29 protein-coding genes are annotated in these 24,411 nt (G+C 30.9%); 22 read left to right on the plus strand and 7 right to left on the minus strand.

What is annotated here, in order from left to right; translation table 11 throughout:
- The first annotated feature begins 15 nt into the window (after positions 1-15).
- The 13 genes from ACKF5P_RS03085 (at position 16) to ACKF5P_RS03145 (ending at position 8,081) form a co-directional block, all read left to right on the plus strand.
- A complete protein-coding gene (locus tag ACKF5P_RS03085) occupies positions 16-1,581 on the plus strand; it encodes a hypothetical protein (RefSeq protein WP_408956026.1) in 1,566 nt (521 codons plus the stop codon).
- A gap of 121 nt (positions 1,582-1,702) precedes the next feature.
- Complete coding sequence (locus ACKF5P_RS03090; RefSeq protein WP_408956027.1) at positions 1,703-1,936, plus strand: hypothetical protein; 234 nt, start codon at positions 1,703-1,705, stop codon at positions 1,934-1,936.
- A complete protein-coding gene (gene recU / locus ACKF5P_RS03095) occupies positions 1,920-2,441 on the plus strand; it encodes a Holliday junction resolvase RecU (RefSeq protein WP_408956028.1) in 522 nt (173 codons plus the stop codon). Before ACKF5P_RS03090 ends, recU begins: the two co-directional genes overlap by 17 nt.
- A gap of 114 nt (positions 2,442-2,555) precedes the next feature.
- On the plus strand, positions 2,556-2,918 hold the full coding sequence (locus ACKF5P_RS03100) for a response regulator (RefSeq protein ID WP_408956029.1): 363 nt from the start codon (positions 2,556-2,558) through the stop codon (positions 2,916-2,918).
- A gap of 285 nt (positions 2,919-3,203) precedes the next feature.
- Positions 3,204-3,488, plus strand: coding sequence for an acylphosphatase (locus tag ACKF5P_RS03105; RefSeq protein WP_408956030.1), 285 nt, complete (start codon positions 3,204-3,206; stop codon positions 3,486-3,488).
- 171 nt (positions 3,489-3,659) lie between these two features.
- On the plus strand, positions 3,660-3,872 hold the full coding sequence (locus tag ACKF5P_RS03110; protein WP_408956621.1) for a CDP-alcohol phosphatidyltransferase family protein: 213 nt from the start codon (positions 3,660-3,662) through the stop codon (positions 3,870-3,872).
- Positions 3,873-3,970: 98 nt separating this feature from the next.
- The gene (locus ACKF5P_RS03115) at positions 3,971-4,654 is read left to right on the plus strand and encodes a hypothetical protein (RefSeq protein ID WP_408956031.1); all 684 of its coding nucleotides are present in this window, start codon (positions 3,971-3,973) and stop codon (positions 4,652-4,654) included.
- Positions 4,655-4,725: 71 nt separating this feature from the next.
- Positions 4,726-5,160, plus strand: a complete 435-nt coding sequence (locus ACKF5P_RS03120) for an Hsp20/alpha crystallin family protein (protein WP_408956032.1) — start codon at positions 4,726-4,728, stop codon at positions 5,158-5,160.
- A 224-nt stretch (positions 5,161-5,384) separates the two neighbouring features.
- A complete protein-coding gene (locus ACKF5P_RS03125; protein WP_408956033.1) occupies positions 5,385-5,657 on the plus strand; it encodes a YqhV family protein in 273 nt (90 codons plus the stop codon).
- Between the two features lie 21 nt (positions 5,658-5,678).
- On the plus strand, positions 5,679-6,521 hold the full coding sequence (locus ACKF5P_RS03130) for a phosphosulfolactate synthase (protein ID WP_408956034.1): 843 nt from the start codon (positions 5,679-5,681) through the stop codon (positions 6,519-6,521).
- 43 nt (positions 6,522-6,564) lie between these two features.
- Complete coding sequence (locus ACKF5P_RS03135; protein WP_408956035.1) at positions 6,565-7,266, plus strand: 2-phosphosulfolactate phosphatase; 702 nt, start codon at positions 6,565-6,567, stop codon at positions 7,264-7,266.
- A 202-nt stretch (positions 7,267-7,468) separates the two neighbouring features.
- Entirely contained in the window at positions 7,469-7,924 is a 456-nt protein-coding gene (locus tag ACKF5P_RS03140) for a DUF441 domain-containing protein (RefSeq protein WP_408956036.1), read from the plus strand.
- Between the two features lie 10 nt (positions 7,925-7,934).
- Positions 7,935-8,081 carry a hypothetical protein gene (locus ACKF5P_RS03145; RefSeq protein WP_408956037.1) on the plus strand — a complete coding sequence of 49 codons (147 nt, stop codon included), beginning with the start codon at positions 7,935-7,937 and terminating at the stop codon, positions 8,079-8,081.
- Here ACKF5P_RS03145 and ACKF5P_RS03150 read toward each other — a convergent pair.
- The 4 genes from ACKF5P_RS03150 to ACKF5P_RS03165 all read right to left on the minus strand — a co-directional run bounded on the left by ACKF5P_RS03150 (position 8,078) and on the right by ACKF5P_RS03165 (position 12,523).
- Complete coding sequence (locus ACKF5P_RS03150; protein WP_408956038.1) at positions 8,078-9,334, minus strand: MFS transporter; 1,257 nt, start codon at positions 9,332-9,334, stop codon at positions 8,078-8,080. The genes ACKF5P_RS03145 and ACKF5P_RS03150 overlap by 4 nt on opposite strands.
- 144 nt (positions 9,335-9,478) lie before the next feature.
- Positions 9,479-9,781, minus strand: coding sequence for a ferredoxin family protein (locus ACKF5P_RS03155; protein WP_408956039.1), 303 nt, complete (start codon positions 9,779-9,781; stop codon positions 9,479-9,481).
- Positions 9,781-11,091, minus strand: coding sequence for an FAD-binding protein (locus ACKF5P_RS03160; RefSeq protein WP_408956040.1), 1,311 nt, complete (start codon positions 11,089-11,091; stop codon positions 9,781-9,783). Before ACKF5P_RS03160 ends, ACKF5P_RS03155 begins: the two co-directional genes overlap by 1 nt.
- A gap of 523 nt (positions 11,092-11,614) precedes the next feature.
- Entirely contained in the window at positions 11,615-12,523 is a 909-nt protein-coding gene (locus ACKF5P_RS03165) for an IS4 family transposase (protein WP_408956041.1), read from the minus strand.
- A 199-nt stretch (positions 12,524-12,722) separates the two neighbouring features.
- Here ACKF5P_RS03165 and ACKF5P_RS03170 point away from each other — a divergent pair, with 199 nt between their 5' ends.
- On the plus strand, positions 12,723-15,092 hold the full coding sequence (locus tag ACKF5P_RS03170) for a Lon protease family protein (protein WP_408956042.1): 2,370 nt from the start codon (positions 12,723-12,725) through the stop codon (positions 15,090-15,092).
- Between the two features lie 19 nt (positions 15,093-15,111).
- Here ACKF5P_RS03170 and ACKF5P_RS03175 read toward each other — a convergent pair whose 3' ends face one another.
- Together ACKF5P_RS03175 and ACKF5P_RS03180 are read right to left on the minus strand one after the other, a co-directional pair.
- The gene (locus ACKF5P_RS03175; protein ID WP_408956043.1) at positions 15,112-15,549 is read right to left on the minus strand and encodes a threonine/serine exporter family protein; all 438 of its coding nucleotides are present in this window, start codon (positions 15,547-15,549) and stop codon (positions 15,112-15,114) included.
- Positions 15,546-16,304 carry a threonine/serine exporter ThrE family protein gene (locus ACKF5P_RS03180; protein ID WP_408956044.1) on the minus strand — a complete coding sequence of 253 codons (759 nt, stop codon included), beginning with the start codon at positions 16,302-16,304 and terminating at the stop codon, positions 15,546-15,548. Before ACKF5P_RS03180 ends, ACKF5P_RS03175 begins: the two co-directional genes overlap by 4 nt.
- Before the next feature lie 315 nt (positions 16,305-16,619).
- Between ACKF5P_RS03180 and codY the strand changes: the two genes are divergently transcribed.
- Complete coding sequence (gene codY, locus ACKF5P_RS03185) at positions 16,620-17,396, plus strand: GTP-sensing pleiotropic transcriptional regulator CodY (protein WP_408956045.1); 777 nt, start codon at positions 16,620-16,622, stop codon at positions 17,394-17,396.
- Between the two features lie 189 nt (positions 17,397-17,585).
- On the plus strand, positions 17,586-17,873 hold the full coding sequence (locus ACKF5P_RS03190) for a hypothetical protein (RefSeq protein WP_408956046.1): 288 nt from the start codon (positions 17,586-17,588) through the stop codon (positions 17,871-17,873).
- A 53-nt stretch (positions 17,874-17,926) separates the two neighbouring features.
- On the opposite strand, the gene ACKF5P_RS03195 is transcribed toward ACKF5P_RS03190, so the two are convergent.
- On the minus strand, positions 17,927-19,222 hold the full coding sequence (locus ACKF5P_RS03195; protein WP_408956047.1) for an ATP-binding protein: 1,296 nt from the start codon (positions 19,220-19,222) through the stop codon (positions 17,927-17,929).
- 303 nt (positions 19,223-19,525) lie between these two features.
- Here ACKF5P_RS03195 and ACKF5P_RS03200 point away from each other — a divergent pair, with 303 nt between their 5' ends.
- The 6 genes from ACKF5P_RS03200 to ACKF5P_RS03225 all read left to right on the plus strand — a co-directional run bounded on the left by ACKF5P_RS03200 (position 19,526) and on the right by ACKF5P_RS03225 (position 24,373).
- A complete protein-coding gene (locus tag ACKF5P_RS03200; protein ID WP_408956048.1) occupies positions 19,526-19,816 on the plus strand; it encodes a LysM peptidoglycan-binding domain-containing protein in 291 nt (96 codons plus the stop codon).
- Between the two features lie 343 nt (positions 19,817-20,159).
- Positions 20,160-21,203 carry a rod shape-determining protein gene (locus ACKF5P_RS03205; protein ID WP_408956049.1) on the plus strand — a complete coding sequence of 348 codons (1,044 nt, stop codon included), beginning with the start codon at positions 20,160-20,162 and terminating at the stop codon, positions 21,201-21,203.
- Positions 21,204-21,435: 232 nt separating this feature from the next.
- Complete coding sequence (locus ACKF5P_RS03210) at positions 21,436-22,563, plus strand: amidase domain-containing protein (RefSeq protein WP_408956622.1); 1,128 nt, start codon at positions 21,436-21,438, stop codon at positions 22,561-22,563.
- A gap of 448 nt (positions 22,564-23,011) precedes the next feature.
- Positions 23,012-23,242: a hypothetical protein gene (locus ACKF5P_RS03215; RefSeq protein WP_408956050.1), complete on the plus strand. Its 231-nt coding sequence runs from the start codon at positions 23,012-23,014 to the stop codon at positions 23,240-23,242.
- Positions 23,243-23,424: 182 nt separating this feature from the next.
- Positions 23,425-24,150, plus strand: coding sequence for a 4Fe-4S binding protein (locus ACKF5P_RS03220; protein WP_408956051.1), 726 nt, complete (start codon positions 23,425-23,427; stop codon positions 24,148-24,150).
- A 1-nt stretch (position 24,151) separates the two neighbouring features.
- A complete protein-coding gene (locus tag ACKF5P_RS03225) occupies positions 24,152-24,373 on the plus strand; it encodes a hypothetical protein (RefSeq protein ID WP_408956052.1) in 222 nt (73 codons plus the stop codon).
- Positions 24,374-24,411 lie beyond the last annotated feature (38 nt).

Consider the following 24,411-nt stretch of genomic DNA (forward strand, 5'->3'; position numbering starts at 1 on the left):
AAGGAGGAAGATGATTTGAAGATTAATTATAATAAATTTTACATCCCTTTTTTTTTGATATTGATATTGAGTTTGACAGGGTGTAGAGATGAATTAATTGTGGAAGATTTTAACATTGATTCTGAACACTATTATGAAACTGGCAAGTTGTTAGGTAACAGTAAAGTAGATTTTGAGATCAAGCTATCTCAAGAGGCTGACTTAAATTATCATTGGACTGCTAATGGTGGAAATTTTTTGTCACAGACTGATAATGAAGCAACTTATCGGGTCCCGACAGCACCTGGTGATTATAGGATTATGGTCTTTATTAAAGATGATCAGGGAAATGAAACTACATACAACTTTTCTTTTACAGTTGAAGGAGATTATCCTGAACAGGTGTTATTAAATGAAGTGAAGAATGATTCTGTAGTTGAAGGGGTTAAGCTTAACTGGTCTATTTATTCTGATGATGATTTTTCCACCTATCAAATATTACGTAGTAATAATTTTTATATTGATAATAATGCAGAAGTGGTAGCAGAAATAGATGATCAGAGAAAAAATTATTATTTAGATCAAGATGTCAAGCCAAATCAAATTTATACTTATCAAGTGGTGGTAATTAATGAACAGGGTTATTTATCAGCCAGTAATGAAGAGTTGATTGAAGTATTAGATAAAGGGATTAGGGAGATTGCATTAGATAAGTCTGTTTCTGATTTTTTATTTGATGAAGTACGCTCTCAATTATATTTGCTTAATCCGCAAGGAAATCAACTGTTGATCTTTGATACCCAAGAAGATGAGATTATCAAAGAAATTGATGTTGGCCCAAAGCCTAAAGATTTAAAATTGAGTAAAGATAATAGGTACTTATTTTTGGTTACTGAAGGGAATAATTCACTGGTACAGATAGATTTAGAAAAATTAAAGGTAAGTAATTATAATTTTAAGCAGGAAATAAAGAGTATAACTTTAGGGGTTGATTATTTATATCTTAAAGTAGATAATGAAAGCAATTTATTACAATTTAGTATTGCAGAGGGAAGAGTTGAAGGGAGTTATCAATTAAAAGAAGGAAGTTCAGTGGTTGCTGGTGAAAAGATTAAATGGCTTGGAGAAGAACAGTTACTGATTGATGTTTATTTTGCTGAGACATTTGTTTATGATCTAATTGATTTTGCAAATCCTATAATAAGATTGAGAACAGGGGTAATTGATGATCTTGAAATACATAATGATGGTGAGAAGAAAAATCTCTATGTTGTAAGTAGTCAATTTGATTATGTTCAGAATTTTGTATTTGACCAAACAGGAAAGGTGGATTTAACGAGGAAGTTTAAAACTGCCGGTTATCCACGAGCGATTAGTGTTAATCAGGACAAAGGATGGTTATTTGTTGCTTATAATGATACTGAAGTCAGCCTGTTTTCCTTAGATGATCATATTTTAGTAGATAAAATTGATTTAAGAGATTATGCTAGTGATCTTATTTTTGATGCTAAGCAGAATAAGCTTTATATTTTGGCTTCATCCATTAATCAACAAGAATATAGTTTGATAATAGTTGATTTAATGGAAGTAGTTGATTTTTAATTGATATAAGTTAATGAAACTAATACTCTCTTTAAATTTTTTTGGCTTAGTAATATTTATTTTAAATTAAGGTGTATGATATAATATTAATTGGCATAGCAGGTAATATAGGAGGGGAAATGTGAGATTAGAGTTGGCTAAATTACTAATAGGTACTTTAATAGTAGTTGCTGTTGTTCTTTTTATTTATTTCTCGAGTGGGACCAAGCAGAGCTTAGATGATTACATACTGTCTACATTAATCAATTTTTGGGGTAAAATAGTTAATTTGATAATTGTTATAGTAAGTATCTGGTTTAGCATTAGAGTAGGAGGTCAAGTTTTAAGGAGGGTTTTGTATGAATTATGGTGGTAGGGGAAAGGCTTTAGAAAATATGATTGAAACTTCTAACCGGCAATATTCTTTTCAAAATAGAGCAGTAATTCAAAAGATTCCTACTCCTGTAAAAGTATTAAATATAAATTCTAGAACTGGGAAGATTACTAATGGATTTTATGAGAAAAAATCAACTGTTGATTATATTGGGAATTATAAGGGCCAAGCCATTGCTTTTGATGCTAAGGAAACTAGGATAGAGACTCGCTTTGATTTGAGTAATGTGAAGAAACATCAATATCATTATTTGAAAAATTGGGCTGCTAATGGTGGAATTGCTTTTTTGATTATTTATTTTAATTCTTTAGATGAAGCATATTATTTACCTTATGGTTTATTGAATGAATATTGGCAAGGAAGGTTAAAAGGAAAGAGAAAGAGTATTCCTTATCAAAAAATTGCTAAAGAGGAGTATAAAATAAGTAGCCAAGGGTTAGTTCTTTTAGATTATTTAGAGATAATAGATAGAGTCTTTAGTCTGTAAATTTTAGAAATGAATCTTGATTTTTTAGATCAAGTATAATAAAATAGTAAAAGATGGTGTTTATTTTATTTGTTGTTTTGATAAAGTAAAGGAATGTTTTGAGGGGGGAACAGAGTGGCTAAGAAAATATTAATAACTGATGATGCTAATTTTATGAGAACAATGCTAGCTAAAATAATTGAAGAACAAGGGTATGTAGTAGCTGGAATGGCGGAAAATGGAGAGAGAGCTATAGATCAATATAAAGAATTAGAACCTGACTTGGTGACTATGGATATTACTATGCCAGGGATGGACGGGATTGAAGCTACCAAAAAGATAATGGAGTATGACCCAGATGCTACTATAATTGTTTGTAGTGCAATGGGGCAAAAGCCTATGGTACTAGAAGCAATCGAAGCTGGAGCAAAGGACTTCATAGTAAAGCCTATTAAACCGGAAAAGGTTAAAGAGACATTAGAAAAGTTACTTGACTAGAACCAATTAATTACGGAAAGTCCTTTGTTAAAAAGAATAGATAATATTTTTTATATCGTATGGTAGGAGCATTTATATTTGTTCCTATTATACGGTCTTTTGTTTTTTGATGGTTAGAAATAAGTTTTTTTAATTAAATAATAAAAAAGTTGTCAAATAAAGAGGGAAAAATTATTTTTTAGTGAAATTCATTATGTAGACTAAAATTAAATACTAGTCATCATTGATTAAATTTATATTTTATGGAAATAATAATTATATAACAAGATTAATAGGAGGATTACTATGACAAATAAAGCAATTAAAGCTAATGTAAAAGGTAGAATTCAAGGTGTTGGTTATAGAGCAAGTACACATCAAAAAGCTACTCGTTTGGGGATTAAAGGTTATATAAAAAGTACCTCTGGGAATGAATTAGAGGTAGTGGCTGAAGGAGCTGAGCAAAAGTTAGAAGAGTTGATTAAATTTTTGGAGGAAGGGCCAAATAAAGCTGAGGTAGAGGAGTTTAGTTATGAATGGATTGAGCCAAAAGAAGAGTTTATTAGATTTGCTATAAAGTATCAAGTATAAATCTAAATAAGAAATTGGTTTTTAGAATATAGTTTAGCCTATTTGCAATTAAAGTTTATAAGAGTATTATATTTCAGTTTTTAAAGTGATAAATAGTGAGGTGAAGAATAAAAGGTTAATCGGTTAATATTGCTGATTTTTTAACCTCACTAATAATCATAACCTTCTAGTATTTTTAATTCTTTTTTCAGTTCTGTTGAGGTTAATAGAATAATTGCTGCAACGATTATTATGTGCTCTGTCTTGATCGATTTATTTGATGGATATGTAGCTAGAAAGTATCACTTCGATTCAGTTTTAAGAAGAATACTAGATTTTTCAGCAGAGAAGTTAACTATTGTTTTAAGGATAGATTATGTTATTTATGCTTATAATCAAGAGTAGTTTGTTAATTGGGAGCTATTATGCTTCTGATTTGTTTTTTTATATTAGTAAAAATTATAGTTTGAATTTTTGAAGGTTATTTTTGAGGAGGAAGAGATGTGTCACTGACAATTGCTGCTGCAAGTTATAAGGTGTTAGAGGAGGCTGGTACTTTACTTGACCACTCTCAACTTACTAGAAGAGTTGGAACTTTAGTACCTGTGAAAGACTCTGATTCAGTTCGAGCTAGTATATATAATGATTCTAGATTCGTAAAATTTGTTTCTGGAAAACTAGGTTTGAGAAAGTGGTTGTTAAATGGAACTTCTTTTATTCTTTTTCCTTCGTTGGCCCAGATTAAGCGTGGTTTTATAAGTATTAATAATTATCAGTATCTATTTCCTCAATCAAATATAAAGTTACTTTATGAGAACGAAAAGTATCATCTAAAGTTAAAAAATAATCGACTTAGAGGGTTTGCTACATTGTATAACAAACTTCCATCTAGGTTAACTAGTATATTAATAGAAATCGTTGCCTTAGAAGAAGGTAATTATATTTTAAAGAATAAAAATATTGAAATAGAAGGTAATAGTTTGTATAAGGAACTAATTTTAGAAGTTTTAAATGAAAAAGGAATTAAAAGAGCTGAAAATTTATTGAAAGAGGTATTAATAAGAGCAAAAGAGATAGGGAGATTAGAGCAATTACTTCCGTTGTTACCGTTAGAAGAGGCGATTAAAGAAATACCACAGATTTATAAACCAACAAAAGGTTTATTTAAGCTTAATAAGTTTTATTGATGTATAAATTAATGTTATGTAAGAAATGATAGATTATATACTATCTGATTTGGGAGGGAATAAATTAGATAATGAAGTCAAATTCTTGGAATCCATTTAGGGAAATAAATACTATACGGGAGCAGATGAATAGATTTTTGGATGAAAGGTTACCCGAGCAAGAAAAAACTTATCCAGCAGTTGATATTTATGAAGAAGGAGATAATTTAGTTGTTAAGGCAGACTTACCAGGGATACGGCCTGATGATGTTGAGTTAATGGTTAGTGAAGAAACTGTTATTGTTAAAGGGCAGTATCAAAAAAAAGAGATAACTAAAGAGAATAATGAATATTATTATGAAGAAAGAAGTAGAAATGAAATTCAACGAAGAATTACATTGCCTCTCAAGGTTAAGCATCAAGAGGCTAAAGCAGATATAGAACACGGCGTAATGGAGATAATAATCCCTAAAGCTGAAGAGGAATTGAATAAGGTTACTAGATTAAAATTGAATAATGGAGAATAATAACATAAAAAGGGCCAAGTATATTAATATACTTGGCCCTTTTTATGTTATTATAAAAGATTGTTTAAACTAAGATATAGTTTAAAGTTAAGCCAATATAATAATTTAATCTTTAATTAAATTTAATCTTGAAGTTAATAAGAAATATTAAATTTAATCATTTTTTTTATTGCTATTGAGTATAAATATAGTGAATTAGAAAAATTATTCTGGGGGCTAAAGATGTGTTTATAGTACAAGATAGAATTGTTTTAGGAATGGCATTAATTAGAATTATGTCAGGAGTTATTGAAATTTCAGCTGCTATGTTGATGTTGAGATTTAATTCAAGAGAAGTAGCTTTTAAAATTAATTCTTTTTTAGCTCTAGTAGGGCCAACAGTAATGATTTTAGTAACCAGTTTAGGATTAATAGGATTAGCAAGCAAATTTTCTATGTTGCAGATGGTGGTAATTATTTTAGGTGTTCTTTTGATCTTTGTAGGAATGAAACTATAAAAAACATAATGGGGTGATGTGGTGAAGGAAAACGGTTGGGGACTTGATTTTGATTTTCCCTTGCTTGGGAGGGAAGATAAACCGCGTAGAAATGGTTTAACGATGGTTTTGGATAAAGGATTGGGATTGAGTGAAATGAAAGATTTATTGGATTTAAATGCAAATTATATTGATTTTTTAAAATTAAGCTTTGGAACGTCAGCTTTATACCCTCAGAAAATATTGCAAGAAAAGATTGAATTAATCAAATCTTATGAAATTGATGTTTATCCAGGTGGTACCTTTTTTGAAGTAGCAATTATTCAAAATAAGAAAGATGAGTATCTTAAGCAAGCAAAGCAATTAGGATTTACAGCAATTGAAATATCTGATGGAACGATTGATCTATCTGTTAATTTAAGATCGAATTTAATTCAACAAGCCAATAAGTTAGGATTTAAAGTATTAACTGAGATTGGAAAAAAGGATAAAGGAGAAAAATTTAAGATAAATAAAATGGTTAAACAACTGAAGAGGGATTTAGCTGATGGAGCATATAAAGTAATTATTGAAGCTCGTGAGTCGGGAACTGGAGTTTCTATCTATGATGAAGAAGGAAAAGCAGATGAGTTTAAGTTAAAAAAGTTATTACTAGAAGCCCCTAAACCAACAGATATTATCTGGGAAGCTCCTTTGAAAAAACAACAAGTATTCTTTATTAATTTGCTAGGAAATAATGTTAACTTGGGAAATATTAAAGCAGATGAGATACTGGCATTAGAATCTTTAAGAACCGGTCTGCGGGGAGATACTTTTAAGACAGTGATTAATAATTCTCAGTCATCATTGGAAAAAGAAAAGGGATTTATAGAGATGGATTTTTAGTATAATAAAATTAATAATCTTGATTTAGGAGGAGTAATGAAATATGAAGGTTGATCTAATTTTTTCAGCAAATGAAATTCAATCCAAAGATGCAAAGGATAAGACTGTGGTTGTAATCGATACTTTGCGAGCTAGCAGTACGATTATAACAGCTTTAGCACGAGGATGTAGAAAAGTAATTCCTGTCTCTGAAATTAAGGTAGCTAGAAGGTTAAGTGGAAAATTTAAAGGAAACTCTTTGTTGGCTGGTGAGCGACAAGGAACTAAAATAGAAGGGTTTGACTTGGGTAATTCTCCACGAGATTATATTTCAAAAAAAGTTAGAGATAAGGTGATTATTTTAACAACAACTAACGGTACAAAATGTTTTGAACCTTTAACTGAAGCTAAAAAGATACTAGTAGCATCTCTTTTAAATATAGAGCAGGTTAGCACTGAGTTAAAATCTAAAAAAGAAGTTCTCTTTTGTTGTGCTGGAGTTGTTGGTCAATTTGCTTTAGATGATTTTATTACTGCGGGCAAGATTTTAGCAGAATTGATTACAGAGGTTGAAGTTAATTTGAGTGATCGTGCATTAGTTGCTTATCAGACTTATGTACAGAATGAAAATAATATAGTGACTATTTTAAAACGATCAAAAAGTGGAAAAAATTTAATTGAGCTTGGCAAGGAAGATGATATTGATTATATTGTTAAAGAGCAGGAAAATTATTTACCTTATTATGAAGATGGAGAAATCAAATAGAGTTAAAATGCGTCAGGGCCAACCTGGCGTTTTACAATATAGTTGATAGTATATAGAGTCTAGTATATAGTTAAAAAAGCTTAGAAACAATTATTTTTTAAGCTTGACTTTATAATGTTTTTAAGATATTTTGAGCTCTAATTATTAATTATCAACTATATATTATAAATTTGTAGCTAGTAGTAAGGAGTTGAATAGATCAGTGATAGGTAGTTATATATTTCTATTTATTATTTTTGCAGTAGGTTTGCTAGGACGTTCTTTTGTATTAGTTATTGCTAGTTTAGTTTTAGGGGTTTTGAAATTAAGTGGATTAAGTGGAGTTTTATTGTTAATAGAGAATAAAGGTATTAAACTTGGCTTATTATTTTTGTTGCTTTCTGTATTGGCTCCGATAGTAAATGGAGATATATCACTTGCTGATATGGTTAGAAGTTATAAATCAGTCTTAGGTGTTTTAGCTTTACTTAGTGGAATTTTGGCTACTAAGGTAAATGGAATGGGACTAAATTTATTAGATAGTAGTCCAGAGTTAATTGTAGGGATAGTTTTAGGTTCAATTATTGGAATTATCTTTTTAGATGGAATTCCTGTTGGCCCGTTGACTGCGGGAGGATTAATGGCGTTATTTTATCAAGTGTATTTACTATTAAGTTAGGAGTGGTTGGATGTTGTGGTTGTGGGGAGGAATTGTTGTGATCTTGATTGGGCTATACATAAGTCATCCAAAAGCAAAAGATGAGAGCCCAAAAAAGGATACTTATGGGTATTATCTAGAGAAATATTCTAGAAGTCAGGGGAAAAAGGAAGATTAATTATCTTCCTTTTGACTTTGTTCATTTTGTTGTTGATTACCTTCCTTCATATCATCAGGTAATAATATATTTTCATCAACAAATAAATATGTTAAAATTGAGACAATGAGACTGATTACTGCGGCTGTAATGAACATAACTGTAGTACTTATTTCATTTAACAAACTAAAAGCTGGAGGGCCAAAGGCAACTCCTAAAAACCGAGAACTACCATAAATAGAGGTGATTCCTCCACGTTGCTCTTTAGAGGCTGTACTGGTTACTAAGGTATTTAAGGCTGGCAAGACCAATCCATTACCAATACCTAACAATGCAAGTAAAGCTACAAATAAGACTATTCCATCTAGAAAGGGTAAAGTTGCTAAAGCAATTGTATCAATAAGTAATCCTAGTGCCATTGTTTGTTTGAAGTATTGGCCCTTATTTTTAAGGTATAGTCCAGATAGATATGCAGTAGTGGACATAAATAGGATTGGTAATGAGATTAATAACCCCTTCTTTAAGCCAGTAATATTATATTCAGTTTCAAATAAGTCAGAGATAAAGGATAGTACTCCAAACAGAACAAATAAGATTGTAATTCCAGCTAAGAGACTGAAAAATAATGGCTTTCCTTTTTCTTCAAAGATATTTTTTATCTTACCTAAATATTTTTTTATATTATCCTCTTGTTCTTCTCTATCTGGTTCTTCAACGATAAAATAGACAGCAATTACGATAGGAATTGTTAATATGGCGTAAGAGAAAAAGAGAGCATACCAGACAATTAGGGCAATTGCTGCTCCTAAGATAGGACTGAGAACTTTTCCTAATCCATTAGCAGCTTCAATAATCCCTAAAGCTTCGCTGCGTTCGGTTGATTGGAAGATATCTCCTACTAAAGCAATTACAATAGGGTAAGTTCCTGCTGCTCCAATTCCTTGAACAACTCGACCCGCTAAAATTATATAATACCCATTTTCTTTTAGGAAAGCAGCAGCTAAACCAGAGAGGACTCCCCCTAATCCGTAGATAATTAAAGATGGAATTAATATCTTTTTTCTTCCATGTTTATCAGATAGATATCCTAAAATTGGGATAGAGATTCCAGCTGCAGCAGAAAAAAGAGTAATCATTAGACCCACCTGAAACTGAGTAATATTCAAAGCAGATCTTATTTTAGGAAATTCTGGAATGAGCATTGAATTTCCTAATACCATCAAAAACGGGATTGTAGAGAAGACACCAACCATTAATTTAGATTTTCGCTCCATTTATTTCAGCTCCTTGTATTTTGAATATATAAATTGAATCAATAATTCTTATTAATAGAATTAACCTCTATTGTTTTGAGTTAGAAGAGGTTAAGTGAAAAAGTTGAATCCAATTTATATAGATAAAGTTACTAGTATTTGATATTATTGACCATTTGGCTGATAGACAACTCCATAACCACCTTGTGGGAAGTTCCAATCAATATTATTGAGTGGACAACCAAAAGGACAAGCTAGACATTCAATACATCTACTGTAATCAACCTTTATTTTATTACTTTGTTCTTCCCAGGAGAAGACACGAGTAGGACAATAGTAGGTACAAGGTTTATTTTCACATTTATTTAAACATTTCTTTGGATCTTTAATGCTAATATGAGAATTTTCATCGACTTTAATTGTGACATAATCAAGAGGTGATTGATTATCTTTTAAGAAATTTGACATTAAAATACACTCCAATCTTGCAAAGCAGAATAAAGATCTGTAGCTGTTTTTTTAATAGGTTGCATATTTAAAATTTCATTGCGAATTTTTTTCATTTTTTCTGAACTTGATTCTAAACCAACTTCAAAGAATTTATATGCTGCATCATTTGCTGCCTTGGTCAATAAATAATCAGCATCAGGATGTTTTTTTTCATAATTAGGACCACCTTTACCTTTTTTGATATTTTTCATAAAGAAGCTATTCATAACCTTTTTATCATAGCCTTTTAATACTTTAGAAGTGTAATCTTCAGCTGCTCTGGCTTGAGCAATTATATCGGCAGCATATAGTCCTGTCAGCATTGCTAAATCCGTTCCTCTTCGACCACTAATCATTACTGCAGCATCACCAGCAACTAAAATTCCATCATCATAAAGTTGTGGCAGACTTTTATAGCCTCCTTTAGGAATAATCCTAGATTTATAGGCAACTGTACTTGCTCCCTCTATTAACCGCTTAACTAGCGGATGGGCTTTAAAATGGCTGAGCATTTGGTAGGGGCTGACACCTTTACTGATGATTTGATTTAGATACCCCCCAACAATTAAAGAAATTGATTCTTTGTTAGTCCATAGTCCTCCCTTACCAGCAACTCCAGAGGTAGGATAACCGATCATTCCTACATTTGCTCCCTCGTCTGGTTCAAGGTTGAATCTTGATTCGATTTTTTCAGAAGGAAGGGCCAACTCCTCCTTAACATATAAAAACATGCTAGAAGTTTCTATTTTTCCTCTTAACCCAGCTTTTTCAGTTAAGTTAGCACTAGCTCCTTCAGCTAGTAAGACTATATCAGCATGGATAATCTCCCCAGAATCTAATTTAACTCCAGCAACTTTCTTACTTAACAACCCATTTTTTTCGTAAATTAAATCTTTAACTAGGGTACTTGTCATTAAGTGAGCACCTTCGTTGACTGCTTGTTGAGCAAACCAAGGGTCGAATTTTGATCTTAAAGCAGAAAATTTATTGTAAGGGGATCTTTTATATTTTAAACCAGTAAAGCCAACTTTCACTGCTGAATCACGATCTAATAGCCAAAACTCATCTGTGACAAGAGGTCTTTCTAAAGGAGCACTTTTCCAAAACTCAGGAATTACTTGAGAAGTTGGTGCCGTATAGATGCTCCCTCCAAACATAGTTTTAGTTCCTGGTTTTTCTCCCCGTTCTATCAAGGCAACGGAAAGATCATTTTGAGCTAGTCGAATTGCTGCTGCTGAACCAGTAGGCCCTGCTCCAACAATTATTGCATTATAACGATCATTTCCCATTTTTTCACCTCACTAAAGCTAAGCTAATCTTATTATTGCCATTTTAAACTTTTTTATGTTAATAGGTCATTTAAATATTTTTTATTTTTATATAAACTTACACTATCGTTGCATTGTTAAAAAATATAGATTTACTAACTCAACCAAATCAAATTAGTAATCAAAAATTTATAACTTAGTAGACTTTTCAAAGTAATAATTACTTTGAAAGTAGTCATTGTTCTATATTAAAAGTAAAATATAGAATATATTTCTAGATGAAAGCCTATTAACCTAGGTTTTAGATAATAAAATTTTATCAACTACTGTTAATCCATCTATTCCAATTGAAATCATTTGTTGTAACTGAACAAATGGAATACTTTATCTTTCTAGTGAGCTTAAGTAAACTTCCTTTGAATTCAGATTCTTTTTCAAGTAATTTTAAAATTAAAAATAAGATTACAGCACTATAAATTTGTGTTAAAACAGCATTTTTATTTTGTCCAAAGAAGCTCTTTATTTTTAGATGCTGCTTGATCCATTAAAAAAATAACTCTATTTGCCACCGTTTTTTATACAGATAAGCTATTACATGAGCGTCCAAATCAAAGCGATTAGTTAAAATATCAATGGTTTTTTCATTGCCATTTCGATCAGTTGTTTTTACTTTAACTAATCTTATTTCCTGTTTCATTCTAGTTTTTGAAGTATGATCACCTAGCATTATATCAGCATCTAATATAACATTTGCTTCTTTATCTTTGGCATTTAAATCTAAAAATCTAATGATTTCAATTTTAGTATTAGATTTTGCTCTAGTTACAAAATAGATATCATTATCTATAAACTCATCAAACTTTTGATACTTTATATAAGCTCTATCAAAGAGATAAGTATAGCTAGGGTTAAAGGTCAGATTATCAAATATTTCTTTGTCATGAATTATAGCATCGCTTATTATTATATTTTCTGGGGCATTAGTATTCAAATCATATAAAGTATGAAGTTTAATTCCACCTTTAGTGCTTCTAAATTTAGCCCAAGGAAATAATGACAAACATAAACTTATAGTTGAAGAATCTAAGATTTTCACAAAACCAATTTCTTTTAAAGTTTCTTGAAGCCCTTTATTAGCGTTAAGCTTATCAAATAGGTGTTGGAAAATTTCAAAGAATATCTCATGAGGTCTACTTTCATTTTTACGAGATAACTGAGATTTGCTTATTTTAGGTAATGTTCTATTTAGTTGATTATTATTTTCTAAATCACAAATAAAATCTTCTAGACTTTCTTTTTTAGTAAGATGAAAATAAAGTAGGTATAATAGATGAACTTCTGTTGTTAATTTATGAACCTTATAATCTGAGTTATATTTATCAATTAGACCTTTCAAAAATTTTCTATCAATAACATCTAGAAGTTTAGTCAAAAGTATGGTACAATTATTCATGATTTCATCTCCTTTGATTTCATGGATTTTGTACTGGGGGGTACGTATCCATTTAATCAAAGGAGTTTTATTTTTTCAAGAACTTTTTATAAAAAACGATGCAACGCTAGTGATAAACTTAGTTATTTAACTTATACAGAAATAAAGTTATCACAATTTTCTTCTGTTTAATATAATGTAGTAAAAAGGAGGAAAAAAGATGATCGAAAGTAGAGTTTCTAAAGAAAAGTTGAGAAGAGAGTGTTCATTAGATCAGTTTGATTTTGAAACTACTCAAGAAGTAGATCCTTCTTTTGAAATGATTGGTCAGCAACGGGCACTAGAAGCAATAAAATTTGGCCTAAATGTTGAGCAGGATAATTATAATGTTTTTGTGGTTGCACCTCAGGGGAGAAAAAAACTTGATTTTATTATCGACAAAATTAAAGAACAAGCTAAACAAGAAAAAGAACCTGATGATTGGTGCTATTTATATAATTTTGAAGAGCAACAACAACCAATCGCTTGTAATTTAGCAGCAGGTTTAGGCAAAGAATTTAAAAGAGAATTAGAAACAGCTATTGACAATATAGAGCAAGCAATGAGTGAAATTTTTATTAACCAAGAATTTATTAAAAATAGAAATGAATTAGAAGAGGAGTATCAACAAGAAGTTGGACGAATATTGGCCCAATTGGAGTCGGAAGCAGAAGACTTAGGATTTATTTTGGAAAAAGAGGAGTCAGGTTTTGCAATTATTCCTTTATTAGAAGATGGAAGTCCAATGGAGGAGGAAGCATATGAGCAATTATCTCCTTTAGAAAAAGAAAGAGTTGATCGAGAAGTTAAGATTATTCAAGAAAAAATAAATGAAGGTTTGAAAGAGTTAACAAGAATAACTGAAAAGTATAAAGAAGAATTAAAAGAACTAGATAGAAAAATTATTCTTCAAACTATAAAGCCCTTTTTACAGCCATTAATAAAAAAGTATGAGCAATTCGATAAATTAAATTTTTATTTAAAACAGGTGAGAGAAGATATTGTTAGTAGTTTAGCTCAGTTTAGAGAAGAGAGTAAAAAAGAGATTGAACTGTTTAAAGGGTCTCAAGAAACAAGCTGGGATTCTAATATTAAATATGGAGTTAATTTATTAGTTGATAATAGTGAGACTGAAGGAAGGCCAGTAATTTTTGAAGAAGAACCTACTTATTATAATTTATTAGGGCGAATAGAATATGAAACTAAAGGTAATAGCTTAATAACTCATTTTAGGAATATTAAAGCAGGGAGTTTATACCAAGCTAATGGAGGGTATTTAATTCTTGAAGCTGAGGAATTGCTAGCTAATTTTAAATCATGGAAGTTGATCAAGCAAGTACTTAAAACAGGCAAATTAAAGATGAGAAATTTAGGTGAAGAATATGATAAAGCTCCACTATCAAGTTTAGAACCAGAAGAGATTCCAGCTAATATTAAGGTTATTTTGATAGGAAATCATAATCTTTATCGCTTATTATACGATTACGATAATAATTTTAGTCAATTATTTAAAATGAAATCAGTTTTGGCATCAGAAGTAGATTGGAATGGGGAAAACAATTATAAATTAGTTAAATATATTAGTTATCAATGCCAAAAAAATAATTTACGACCTCTTGATCGAGCGGCAGTGGGTAAGGTAATTGAGTATGCTGCTCAACTGACTGGAAATCAAAAGAAGTTAACAAGCAACTTTGAACAGATATCATCTTTATTATATGAAGCAAATACATGGGCCAATATTGAAGATAAAGATTTAATTACTCAAAAAGAGATTAATAAAGCATTAAGAAAACAAAGATACCGAGTTAATCAACAGCAAGAACTAGTAGAAGAAATGTACCATAAAGAGAAAATCTTATTACAGACAGAAGGGGCTGAAATTGGACAGATTAATGGATTGTCTATTATAGATTTAAGGGATTATGCATTTGGCAAACCAACAAGAATTACTGCTGCTGTTTACCAAGGAAATAAAGGTATTACTAATATCGAGCGGGAGACTAAAATGAGTGGTAAGATACATGATAAAGGATTGATGATTTTAATTGCTTATCTAGGAGAAAAATATGGCCAAAAAAGCCCATTATCATTATCAGCAAGTCTATGTTTTGAACAATTATACTCTGGAATTGACGGAGATAGTGCTTCTAGTGCAGAATTATATGCTTTACTATCTGCATTATCAGAAGTGCCCATCAAACAGAACTTAGCTGTAACAGGCTCAATTAATCAAAAAGGGATGATTCAGCCAGTTGGTGGTATTAGCAAAAAAATTGAAGGTTTTTTTAGAATTTGCAAATTGAAAGGTTTGACAGGGGAGCAAGGGGTTTTAATTCCTATTCAAAATATTGAAGATTTAATGTTAAGTGATGAAGTTGTTGAGGCGGTAAAAAATGAGCAATTTCATATTTATGCTATCTCTAATATAGAAGAAGGATTAGAAATTTTAACAGGATTTCAAGCTGGTAGTAAGAATAAAGCAGGAGGATACCCTCAAGGTACAATCAATTATTTAGTACAGAATAAGCTTGATGAGTGGGCCAAATAAGCTAGCAAATAAATTTACCTTAATGATTATTTAGTTTGCTTCTATAATACCTAGCTGCTGTTCCAGTAATTGCGATGGCAAATGCAATAGATCCTGCAATTAATAAGGTATCTATTCCAGCCTCTAGACCTTTAAGGTAATCCCCTTTAAGGATGAAAAACATTGTATTGTAGGCAGGAATACCCGGAACTAATGGCAAAATACCAGAAATTATGAATACTGTGGCAGGCAATTTGATCCATCTGGCAAAAAGCTCACTACAGACGCCTATAATTAGTGAAGCAATGAAGACAGATGTAACAGTATCACCAACCAAATTTTGACAGGCAAGGAACCCCCCCCAACTAATACTACCAGTAACTCCTAATAGCCAAAGACTTCTCTTTGGTGCTTGGAATATAACCCCAAAAGCTAATACCATTATAAAAGCTGCGATCAAATTAAAAAAAACTGTCATTGAACAAACACTCCTAATGAGATTGCCACTCCAATAGCAAGGCTAATAGCAATTAAGATGGCTTCTACTCCTCTACTAGTAGCTGAAATTAAATCTCCGTTAATAGCATCACGAATCGAGTTGGTGATAGAAACACCAGGAACAAAAGGTAAAATACCACTAATCACCATAACATTAAGTGTATCCCCTATTTTGAAATGATAAAGTAGTGAAGATACAAATCCAGCAATTAAGCCAGCAATAATTTCAGGGATAAAATTAATTCTTCTCAAAAAACCTATCTTTTTGATTGTAATTTGTGAACTCAGACTGACTAAAAAAGCAGGAATCAAATTTATATAGTTAGCTTCTACTAAGATTACAAATGTTGCTGCTCCTAAAGAACCAAGTAATGTACTTAAGGTTAAATTATATTCATCTTCTCTATAATTGATCTGATTTAGTTTTTTGATAGCTGTTTGGTAGTCTAATAGTTCAGTTTGTAGTTGGCGAGAAAAGTTATTAATTTTACTGATTTTAGTCAGATTGTGAGTTCGATTAGTCACTCTCTTTACGATTGTTTTAGAGGTGTTTTTACCATTATCAATTGAGATAAAAATACCAGTAGGAGTGACAAAACTATCAACAGATTTCATCCCATATGCTTTACAGATTAGGCTAATCGTTTCTTCAGCACGGTAAGTTTCTGCACCATTACTTAAAATGATATTACCTGCATAGGCTGCAATATTTAATATTTCTTTTACAGTAGGCATTTTAGACACTCCTTTAAATTTCTCATGTAATTGTATCACAAAATAGTTTCTTTTGAAAGTAATCAAGAAGATCGAGATAAAAAGATTTATGAAATTAATCTACAAGAAATAAAGCAACTCACTTTATTCCTAAAATAGCAGATATTTTTTTGGAGTTGTCATAATGGTGTTATTACTTTGATATAAGATTAGTAAAAATACCAATAGAAGCAGGAGATTTAATATAAATCTTTAATATATAATTATGATAGAAATTTTAACTTGAATACAATTGTGAATTCAGTAACAAGAAAAGCAGTGAAGGTGGGATTAATTATGGAAAAGTTATTAGAAAAAACAAGAAGAATAAATAGGTTGATTCAACATTTTGAAAAAAGAGAAATTGATTTTGAAAAGATGGCAAGAGTATTGAGTGATTGCATAAAGGCCAAGGCCAATGTATATATAATCAATGAAGAAGGAAAAATTTTAGGTCATCAATTAATTACTAAATTTAAATGTGAATTAATGGCGGAACAAGTTATTAAAGAGGGCCAATTTCCTATAGATTATAATCAGTGGTTATTAAAAAACTATAAGATGTTAACTAACTATGAAGATCGTGAAGGTTTATGTAGTTTTAAAGAAGAAAGATGTTGCTTTAATGAAAAATTAGTTACTATTACGCCGATAAATGGAGGAGGAGAAAGATTAGGAACATTAATTATTTCCAGATTTGATGAAGAATTTGATGATAGTCAGTTATTATTAGCTGAATATGGAGCAACAGTAGTAGGAATGGAAGTATTAAGATTACGCAGAAAGAAATCGAAAAAAGAAGCACGAAAAAAAACAGCAGTTAATGTTGCACTAGGTTCTCTATCACATTTAGAATTAAAAGCTGTTGGACATGTTTTAGGAAAGTTAGATGGAGAAGAAGGTCTACTAGTAACTAGTAAAATTGCTGATAAGATGGGGATTGCTCGTTCAATAGTTGTAACTGGACTAAGAAAACTTGAAAGTGCAGATGTAATTGAATCTAGATCATTGGGGATGAAGGGAACGTATATTAAAGTTTTAAATAATAAAATATTTAGTAAGATAAGTGCATAATTTAACAATAAAAGCTCAGGGAGTTAACTACATGAGCTTTTATTGTTAAATAGATAGTTTTAGGAGAGATTTTGTTCTAATTAAAAGTTTTATAGATTTTCAGAAAAAACTTAATTAAACTTCAAAAAAACATCACATTTGAATTATATAATTAATTTTAAATAATCATTTTGAAAACGGAGGGTAAATATGTTTAAAAATAAGTTTTCTTTAATGGCAATGATAGCTGTAGTTGTTGGTTTTATTTTTATAGGTTATACTGCTGTTTATTTATATTTAGGAACAGCTACAAAAGAAGATACACTTGAGGTTGAAATATTAGAGGATTCTCCTAATGAAGAAGTATCTAATAAAACACCTGAAGAAGTGTTAGAGAATCCACCGGTGGAGGAAGCACCAGTAGAAACAGAAGGGATAGAAAGTCCACCGTTAGAAGAAGCTCCTTCCGAAGGGGAAAAAGAAGAGGATGAACTTTAGGCTGAAGTAGAAATACTAACTGAAGAAGATTTAGAGGAGGATTAGAGTTGACTTTAATTTAATTCTCCTAAAAGATAATTGATGAATTGTTGGGCTGTTCTACCTGAACGTCCACGTTGTTGCATTTCCCATTGGATTGCTCTCTTTTCTAATTCTTCTTTAGATAGTGTAATATCATATTTGTTAGATAATTTGTTAACTATGGTTAAGTATTTTTCTTGATCAGGAGCTAGGTAAGTGATTGTAATTCCAAATCGTTCTGCTAATGACAGTTTTTCTTGTCTGCCATCTGAAGGATGGATTTCGCCAGACTCACCTTGATTACGATCGCTCCACTTTTCTTTGATTAAATTTCTACGATTTGATGTAGCATAAAAGAGAAGATTGTCAGGTTTTACTTCTAACCCACCCTCAATAATGGCTTTTAGATGTTTATATTCTGTTTCGAAATCTTCATATGAGAGATCATCCATAAAGATGATAAAATATAACCCTCGCTCTTTAAGTAATTCTATTAATTGAGGAAGATGGCTTAGCTGATTACGACTAACTTCAATTAATCGTAAGCCTTGTTTAGCGTATTTATTAAGTAAAGCTTTAATAGTAGATGATTTTCCTGTTCCACTTGCTCCCACTAATAAAGCGTTATTTGCTTGCTTACCGTTTAGGAAACTTTCAGTATTTTGGATCAATCTTTCTTTTTGTTGTTCATAACCGATTAAATCATCTAAGGAAATTGGATCTGGTTTATTGATTCCTTTCAATCCTTGCTGAGGTTGCCAATGAAAGGCACTATATTGGTTTAATTTACCAGCACCATATTGGTGATAATAATTAATTAATTGCTTGACTAATTTTTTAGTGTGGTTTGAATTAGCAAAGTTTGATTTTAATTTTGTGAAATTCTGTTCAGATCTTGAAGGAGAAAAAGAAACCATGAAACTAGGAACTTTTAAGTTCATTTTTTTTCCTAATTTAATTAAGTCTAACTGATACAAGTTATGCAAAATTTTCAGGTCGTGATAAGCTGCTTGATATAGGCTACTCCCTAACTTATCCCCTAAGTTTTCACTGTTAAGTGAGAAGATATTTTTATCTGTTAAAATGAGTTTAACTAAATAATTTTGCCATAGATTACCTGGTAACTGATTTTTTTCATTAAATTCAATTAAATTAGAGTGTATTTGGTAATAAATCTTTTCTGCTGTTCTTTTTTTTCTATGTTGTGAGGTTATATTATTAATCAATTTATTCAAATTAGCGATCAATGGATCTGTTAAAAGATTACGATAAAGAACTAATCTATCTAATTCTATTAGATTAGATGCAGTTTTTTTAAGGTAATTCATAGTTATTCCTCCCTACTTTTAATTTATAACTATTTTATCATTAAAAAAATTAATTTACAATTCAAGTTTGATATAGTTACCTTATAATTTGAAATTTTCATTTTAACTGTTAGAGAGCAGTTTTTAATTATTGAGGAATAAAAGTTATTGATAATTTGTTATTTTTAGAGATTTTTAAATGAGTAACTTAACGTTAGCCTTAAGTTTCAGTATGATTGGAGATCACTTTTTTCTTTTATTCTTTTAACATAATATTCTTTATTGAATATAATATGGTAAGAATACTAAGAAAGGAGTGATCTAATGGGGGATTATCTTAAACCACCAAGGCGTCGGCGTAGACGTAGACGTAGAAGGCGTAGGCGTAGAAAACCACCAGGATATTATAGTAGTGGAAGTTCAGTTGACCCACCTTGTCCACCAGGAAGTAGAGCATATAGAGTTCAGCCAGGAGATACATTTTATTTAATAGCAAGGAGGCTTAATACTACAGTTGAAAGGTTAAGAATGCTCAATCCAGGTGTAGATCCAGCAAATTTAGGAATTGGAGATATTATTTGTGTTCCTGAAAATAGAAGTTTTGGTAATTGTTAATCATCTTTGTTTTAAGGGGAGATAAGAGTTTGTTTTAGTGTTATTTAAGCAGTTGAATATTTTGATTGTAGTATAGATTAAAATCCGAAGCGGATAAATTCGGGTTTTAATCTTTTTTATAGAGGTATTTTGAATTATTTTATTGGTTTCAACTATATAAATAGTTTATTTAGTCTCTTTTTACTGATATAATTGTAGTGAAGTTTGAATTATTCAATCTTAAGACTAAGTTAAATTAAATATTAAGGAATAAGTTTGTAACTGTTGTTTTTACTCAGCTTCAAACTGCTAGCTTAATATTAGATTAAAAAGAGATACTTAATTAGAAGGGGGGAGTAGTAGAATGCTAAATTTTTTAACATCATTATTTTCTAAAAACTTAGCGATAGATCTAGGAACATCTAATACATTAGTTTATATTGATGGTGAAGGAGTTGTCATTCGTGAATCTTCAGTAGTAGCTATTAAAAGCAAGGTCAATGAGGAAGAAAAAGTATTGGCTGTGGGGAAGGAAGCTAAAAAAATGACTGGTAAAGTGCCACAAGGTTTGACAATAGTTAGGCCATTGCGGGATGGAGTCATTGCAGATTTTCAAGTTGCAGAAAAGATGTTAAACTACTTTATTGCTAAAGCTTATAAAAGAGAGAGATTACTTAATCCTAAGGTTGTTGTTTGTGTGCCATCAGGTGTAAATGAGGTGGAAAAAAAGATAGTCATTGATACTTCCTTAAAAGCAGGAGCTAAAGAGGCATATTTAATTGAAGAGCCAATGGCTGCTGCAATAGGTGCAGGTCTGCCGATTGATAAACCAGTTGGAAATATGATTGTTGATATAGGCGGAGGGACGACAGAAATAGCAGTTATATCTTTAGGCGGAATTGTAACTAAGAGTTCTATTAAAGTTGCTGGTGATGATATGGATGAAGCAATCGTTGATTATATGAGGGAGGTTTATAAATTAATGATAGGTAAGAAAACAGCAGAAAGGATAAAGACTGAAGTTGGTTCAGCTTATTTTGGGCCAACCTCTACTGTGACTAAAGAGAGCAAAATTGAAGTAAGAGGACGTAATTTGTTAGATGGCTTACCTAAGAGTATAGAAATTAGTGCGTTAGAGGTTCAAACTGCTTTAAAAGATCCAGTTGACAGTATTATTAGGGCAGTTAAAGAAACTTTAGAAAAAACTCCAGCAGAATTATCAACGGATATTATAGAGCGAGGGATAACTATGGCAGGAGGAGGGGCATTATTATCTGGCTTAGATGAGTTACTAGCTAATGAAACAGGAGTTTCGGTATATTTAGCTGATGATCCTCTAGAGTGTGTTGTCTTTGGAACTGGAAAGGTTCTTGAAGAATTAAATAATTTGAAAAAAGCATTGTTATGATAATTAAATCTTTATTTTCTGATTAATAAAATTACTGTTTTTTCTCAATTTCATCTTTGAGTTTAATTATATAAATTAGCATTTCCTCTCAGTATAATTAATTTAAATTCTTTTGAGTTTGAAAGGTTAGATGAAAAAAGATATATAGAATTTATTTTATATAGGTAAATTAATTAGGAATAGTCTTTGGAAAGCATACATATAATCCTATGAGTACATTTTGGAGGGGAAAATAGTTATTATAATTAAATTAAAGAGAAGTATAGTGATCTTATTGGTGGTGAGTTTTTTTACAGGTTCTGGATTAGGGATTTATTTTTGGAATTCAGGGGGGCAAGTCTCTGTTACAACAATGGATGAGAGTTCAAATGATATGTTGTTTTTAAAAGTTCAGGAGATCTTCGAGGATCGTAATAATGCTTTATTAATAGAAGATAGATCACTATTAAAAAGTTTATATGATGGAGAAGTTAGATATAGTTTATGGGCCTATGAGCATGAAATCAAAAAAATGAGGTATTTACATAAATGGTCGGATAAACAAGGGGTTAATTTTACAGAAATTAATTCTGAAATTATTGTTAAACGTGCTAGTAAGAAAGATGATGGATATTCATTAAATTTATTAGTATCTACAGAATATAAATATGTCTACAATGATTCATTATCAACGTCCAACTCTTTCAGAATTGGTACATATCATTCACTTGATCTGATGCCTCGAGAAGAGAGGTGGGTTATCATAAGGGAATGGTATAAAGATCCTTTTGCAGATTCTTTAAGGCTAGATCAGGTCAAAAATCAAGAGATTAAAGATTTGATTCTTGCAAATGAACCAAAAGATCTATCGGAGCTTAATCCAAGAAGAGTAAAAGCAGTAGAATATGTAGATAGATATTCAGGTGCTGCTAGTTTACCGAAATATGAATTTCAGTATAATTCTGAATATAAAAATTATAATCCTCTAGGAGGAGATTGTGCTAATTTTGCTTCTCAGATGTTACATGAAGGTGGAGGGTTTCCAAAAGATGGTACTTGGCGATATGAACGTGGAGCAGGAAGTAGAGCGTGGGTTAATGCTCATGCCTTCAATCAGTATATGATTTATAGTGGAAGAGCAAGTAGAATTGCTCGTGGTAGTTATGAAGAGGTGCTGGAAGCTTCTTATAAATTATTACCAGGAGATTATGTTGCCTATGAAAAAGGGGGAACGGTGGGGCATATATCTGTTGTGACGGGAATTGATTCTAAAGGCTATGCTCTAGTTAATTCTCATAATGTAGATCGACATAGAGTTCCTTGGGATTTGGGTTGGAGTGATCAAAGTGTAAAATTTTGGTTGGTTCGTGTTCATTATTAGTTATAGAAAAAATCAAAGATAGAGGTCATTTTTAACTGCCGGTAGGCAGTTTTTATTTTTATTTAGGGAATTGTCTTTTTTAAAGTTTTTAAAAGGTTGATTTAATCTTTAATTTAGTTTTGGATTATGATTAAAGGAAATTTTATACTTAGAATATAGTTGAATTTAAGAAAAACATTAACATTTATACTTGGGCTGAATATAATGTAGTAAATTTATGTTAGAAAGGAGGAAGATTAATGGGGGCAGCTGAAGGTTCTGATAGCCATAGAAGAAGAAGACGTAGCTTTGGCCCAGAATTTGTCATTTTTTTAATTTTAATTTTATTAATATTAGGAGTTGGATACTATTAAATTAAAAAGAGGGTTAGACTCTGCAGAGTCTAACCCTCTTTTTTTTAATACACTAATTTTTTATTGAGTCATATATTGTAGTAGGAGGTATTAACGTGGAAATTTTAAATCAGATTCTTAAAATTAGTTTATTTCAAAAGGTTTTGAATAAGAAGAAATTAACAGTGCAAGAGCTTACAACCTTAATTTTGATCTTATATGAAAAAAATATAGCGTTTGAACTTGCATTTACGCCTAAAAGTACTACAAATTTTCCTGTTTTTGAGTTAACTCTTATTTTTTCTCCTAGTTTAGAATTGACATTTAAAGTTACAATTTGTGAATAATTATAAATTGGATCTATGGACAAGTTGCTAAAAATAATAAATTTAAAGTAGTGAAAACTATTTTTAATTATTAAAAAAGATTGATTAGTTATACAATATGACTCTGCTTGACATTGGTGATAAAAGAGTTTATAATAATAACACTACCCCACGGATAGGGGGTTAATAAGGAGGGAGAATCAATGTTGAATAATATTAAAAGATATTCATGGCTATTAGTACCTATGATTGCTTTTGGAGGTCTGTTTTATCCTTTGTTAGGCTTAGCAATGATCGTTATTATGTTTGGAATAATAGCAATTGGATTATTTAATGGGAAGTATTGGTGTGGAAATTTATGTCCTCATGGTAGTTTATTTGATATTGTAATTAAGAAGTTTTCAGTTTCCAGAAAGGTACCTGCTTTTTTTAAATCTCCAATTTTGAAATGGGGCTTTTTTATCTTCTTTATGGGGATGTTTAGTATGCGATTGATGAATGTGATTGGTACTTGGGGTAGTGAAGAGTTTATTGACAATTTAGGTTTGATGTTTACTGTGCAGTATTTAGTGATGCCTACAATTTTAGGAGCTAGCTTAGCGATCTTGATCAGTCCAAGGACTTGGTGTTCTTTCTGTCCGATGGGGACGATAGGTCAATTGATGGGCCAACTTGGAAATCTATTAGGGGTTAATCGCTCTTTTGAGCAAAAGATTACGATTAATCAACCTACTGAATGTCGTGAATGTGGTCTATGTGCTAATAATTGTCCGCTAGAGCTGGAGCCTTATACTAATTTCAATGAGCAAAATCGATTTACTGATTCTCGATGTATCAAATGCTCTGAATGTGTTGAAGCTTGTCCTATTAATATCTTAGAATTGAAAAAGCGTGAAGAAGTGATTGAAGATACTGCAAGGAGGGTTTAAGATGGCTGACTGTGAGCATATAACTAATTGTGCATTTTTTAATGATAAGATGAATGAAAAAGTGGGATTAGCAAGTCTGTATAAAAAGAAGTATTGTCAAGGCGATAACTCTAATTGTGCTCGTTATTTGGTAAGTAAGACTGTAGGGAGTGAATATTTGCCGAGTGGTTTGTTTCCTAATCAACATCAAAAAGCAGAAGAGATAATAGAGGACCATAATTAAATAGAAGTAACTTAATATTTAGTCAGATCTTAATTGAT

This window comes from Natroniella sp. ANB-PHB2 (assembly GCF_046097105.1).
Classification (GTDB): domain Bacteria; phylum Bacillota; class Halanaerobiia; order Halobacteroidales; family Halobacteroidaceae; genus Natroniella.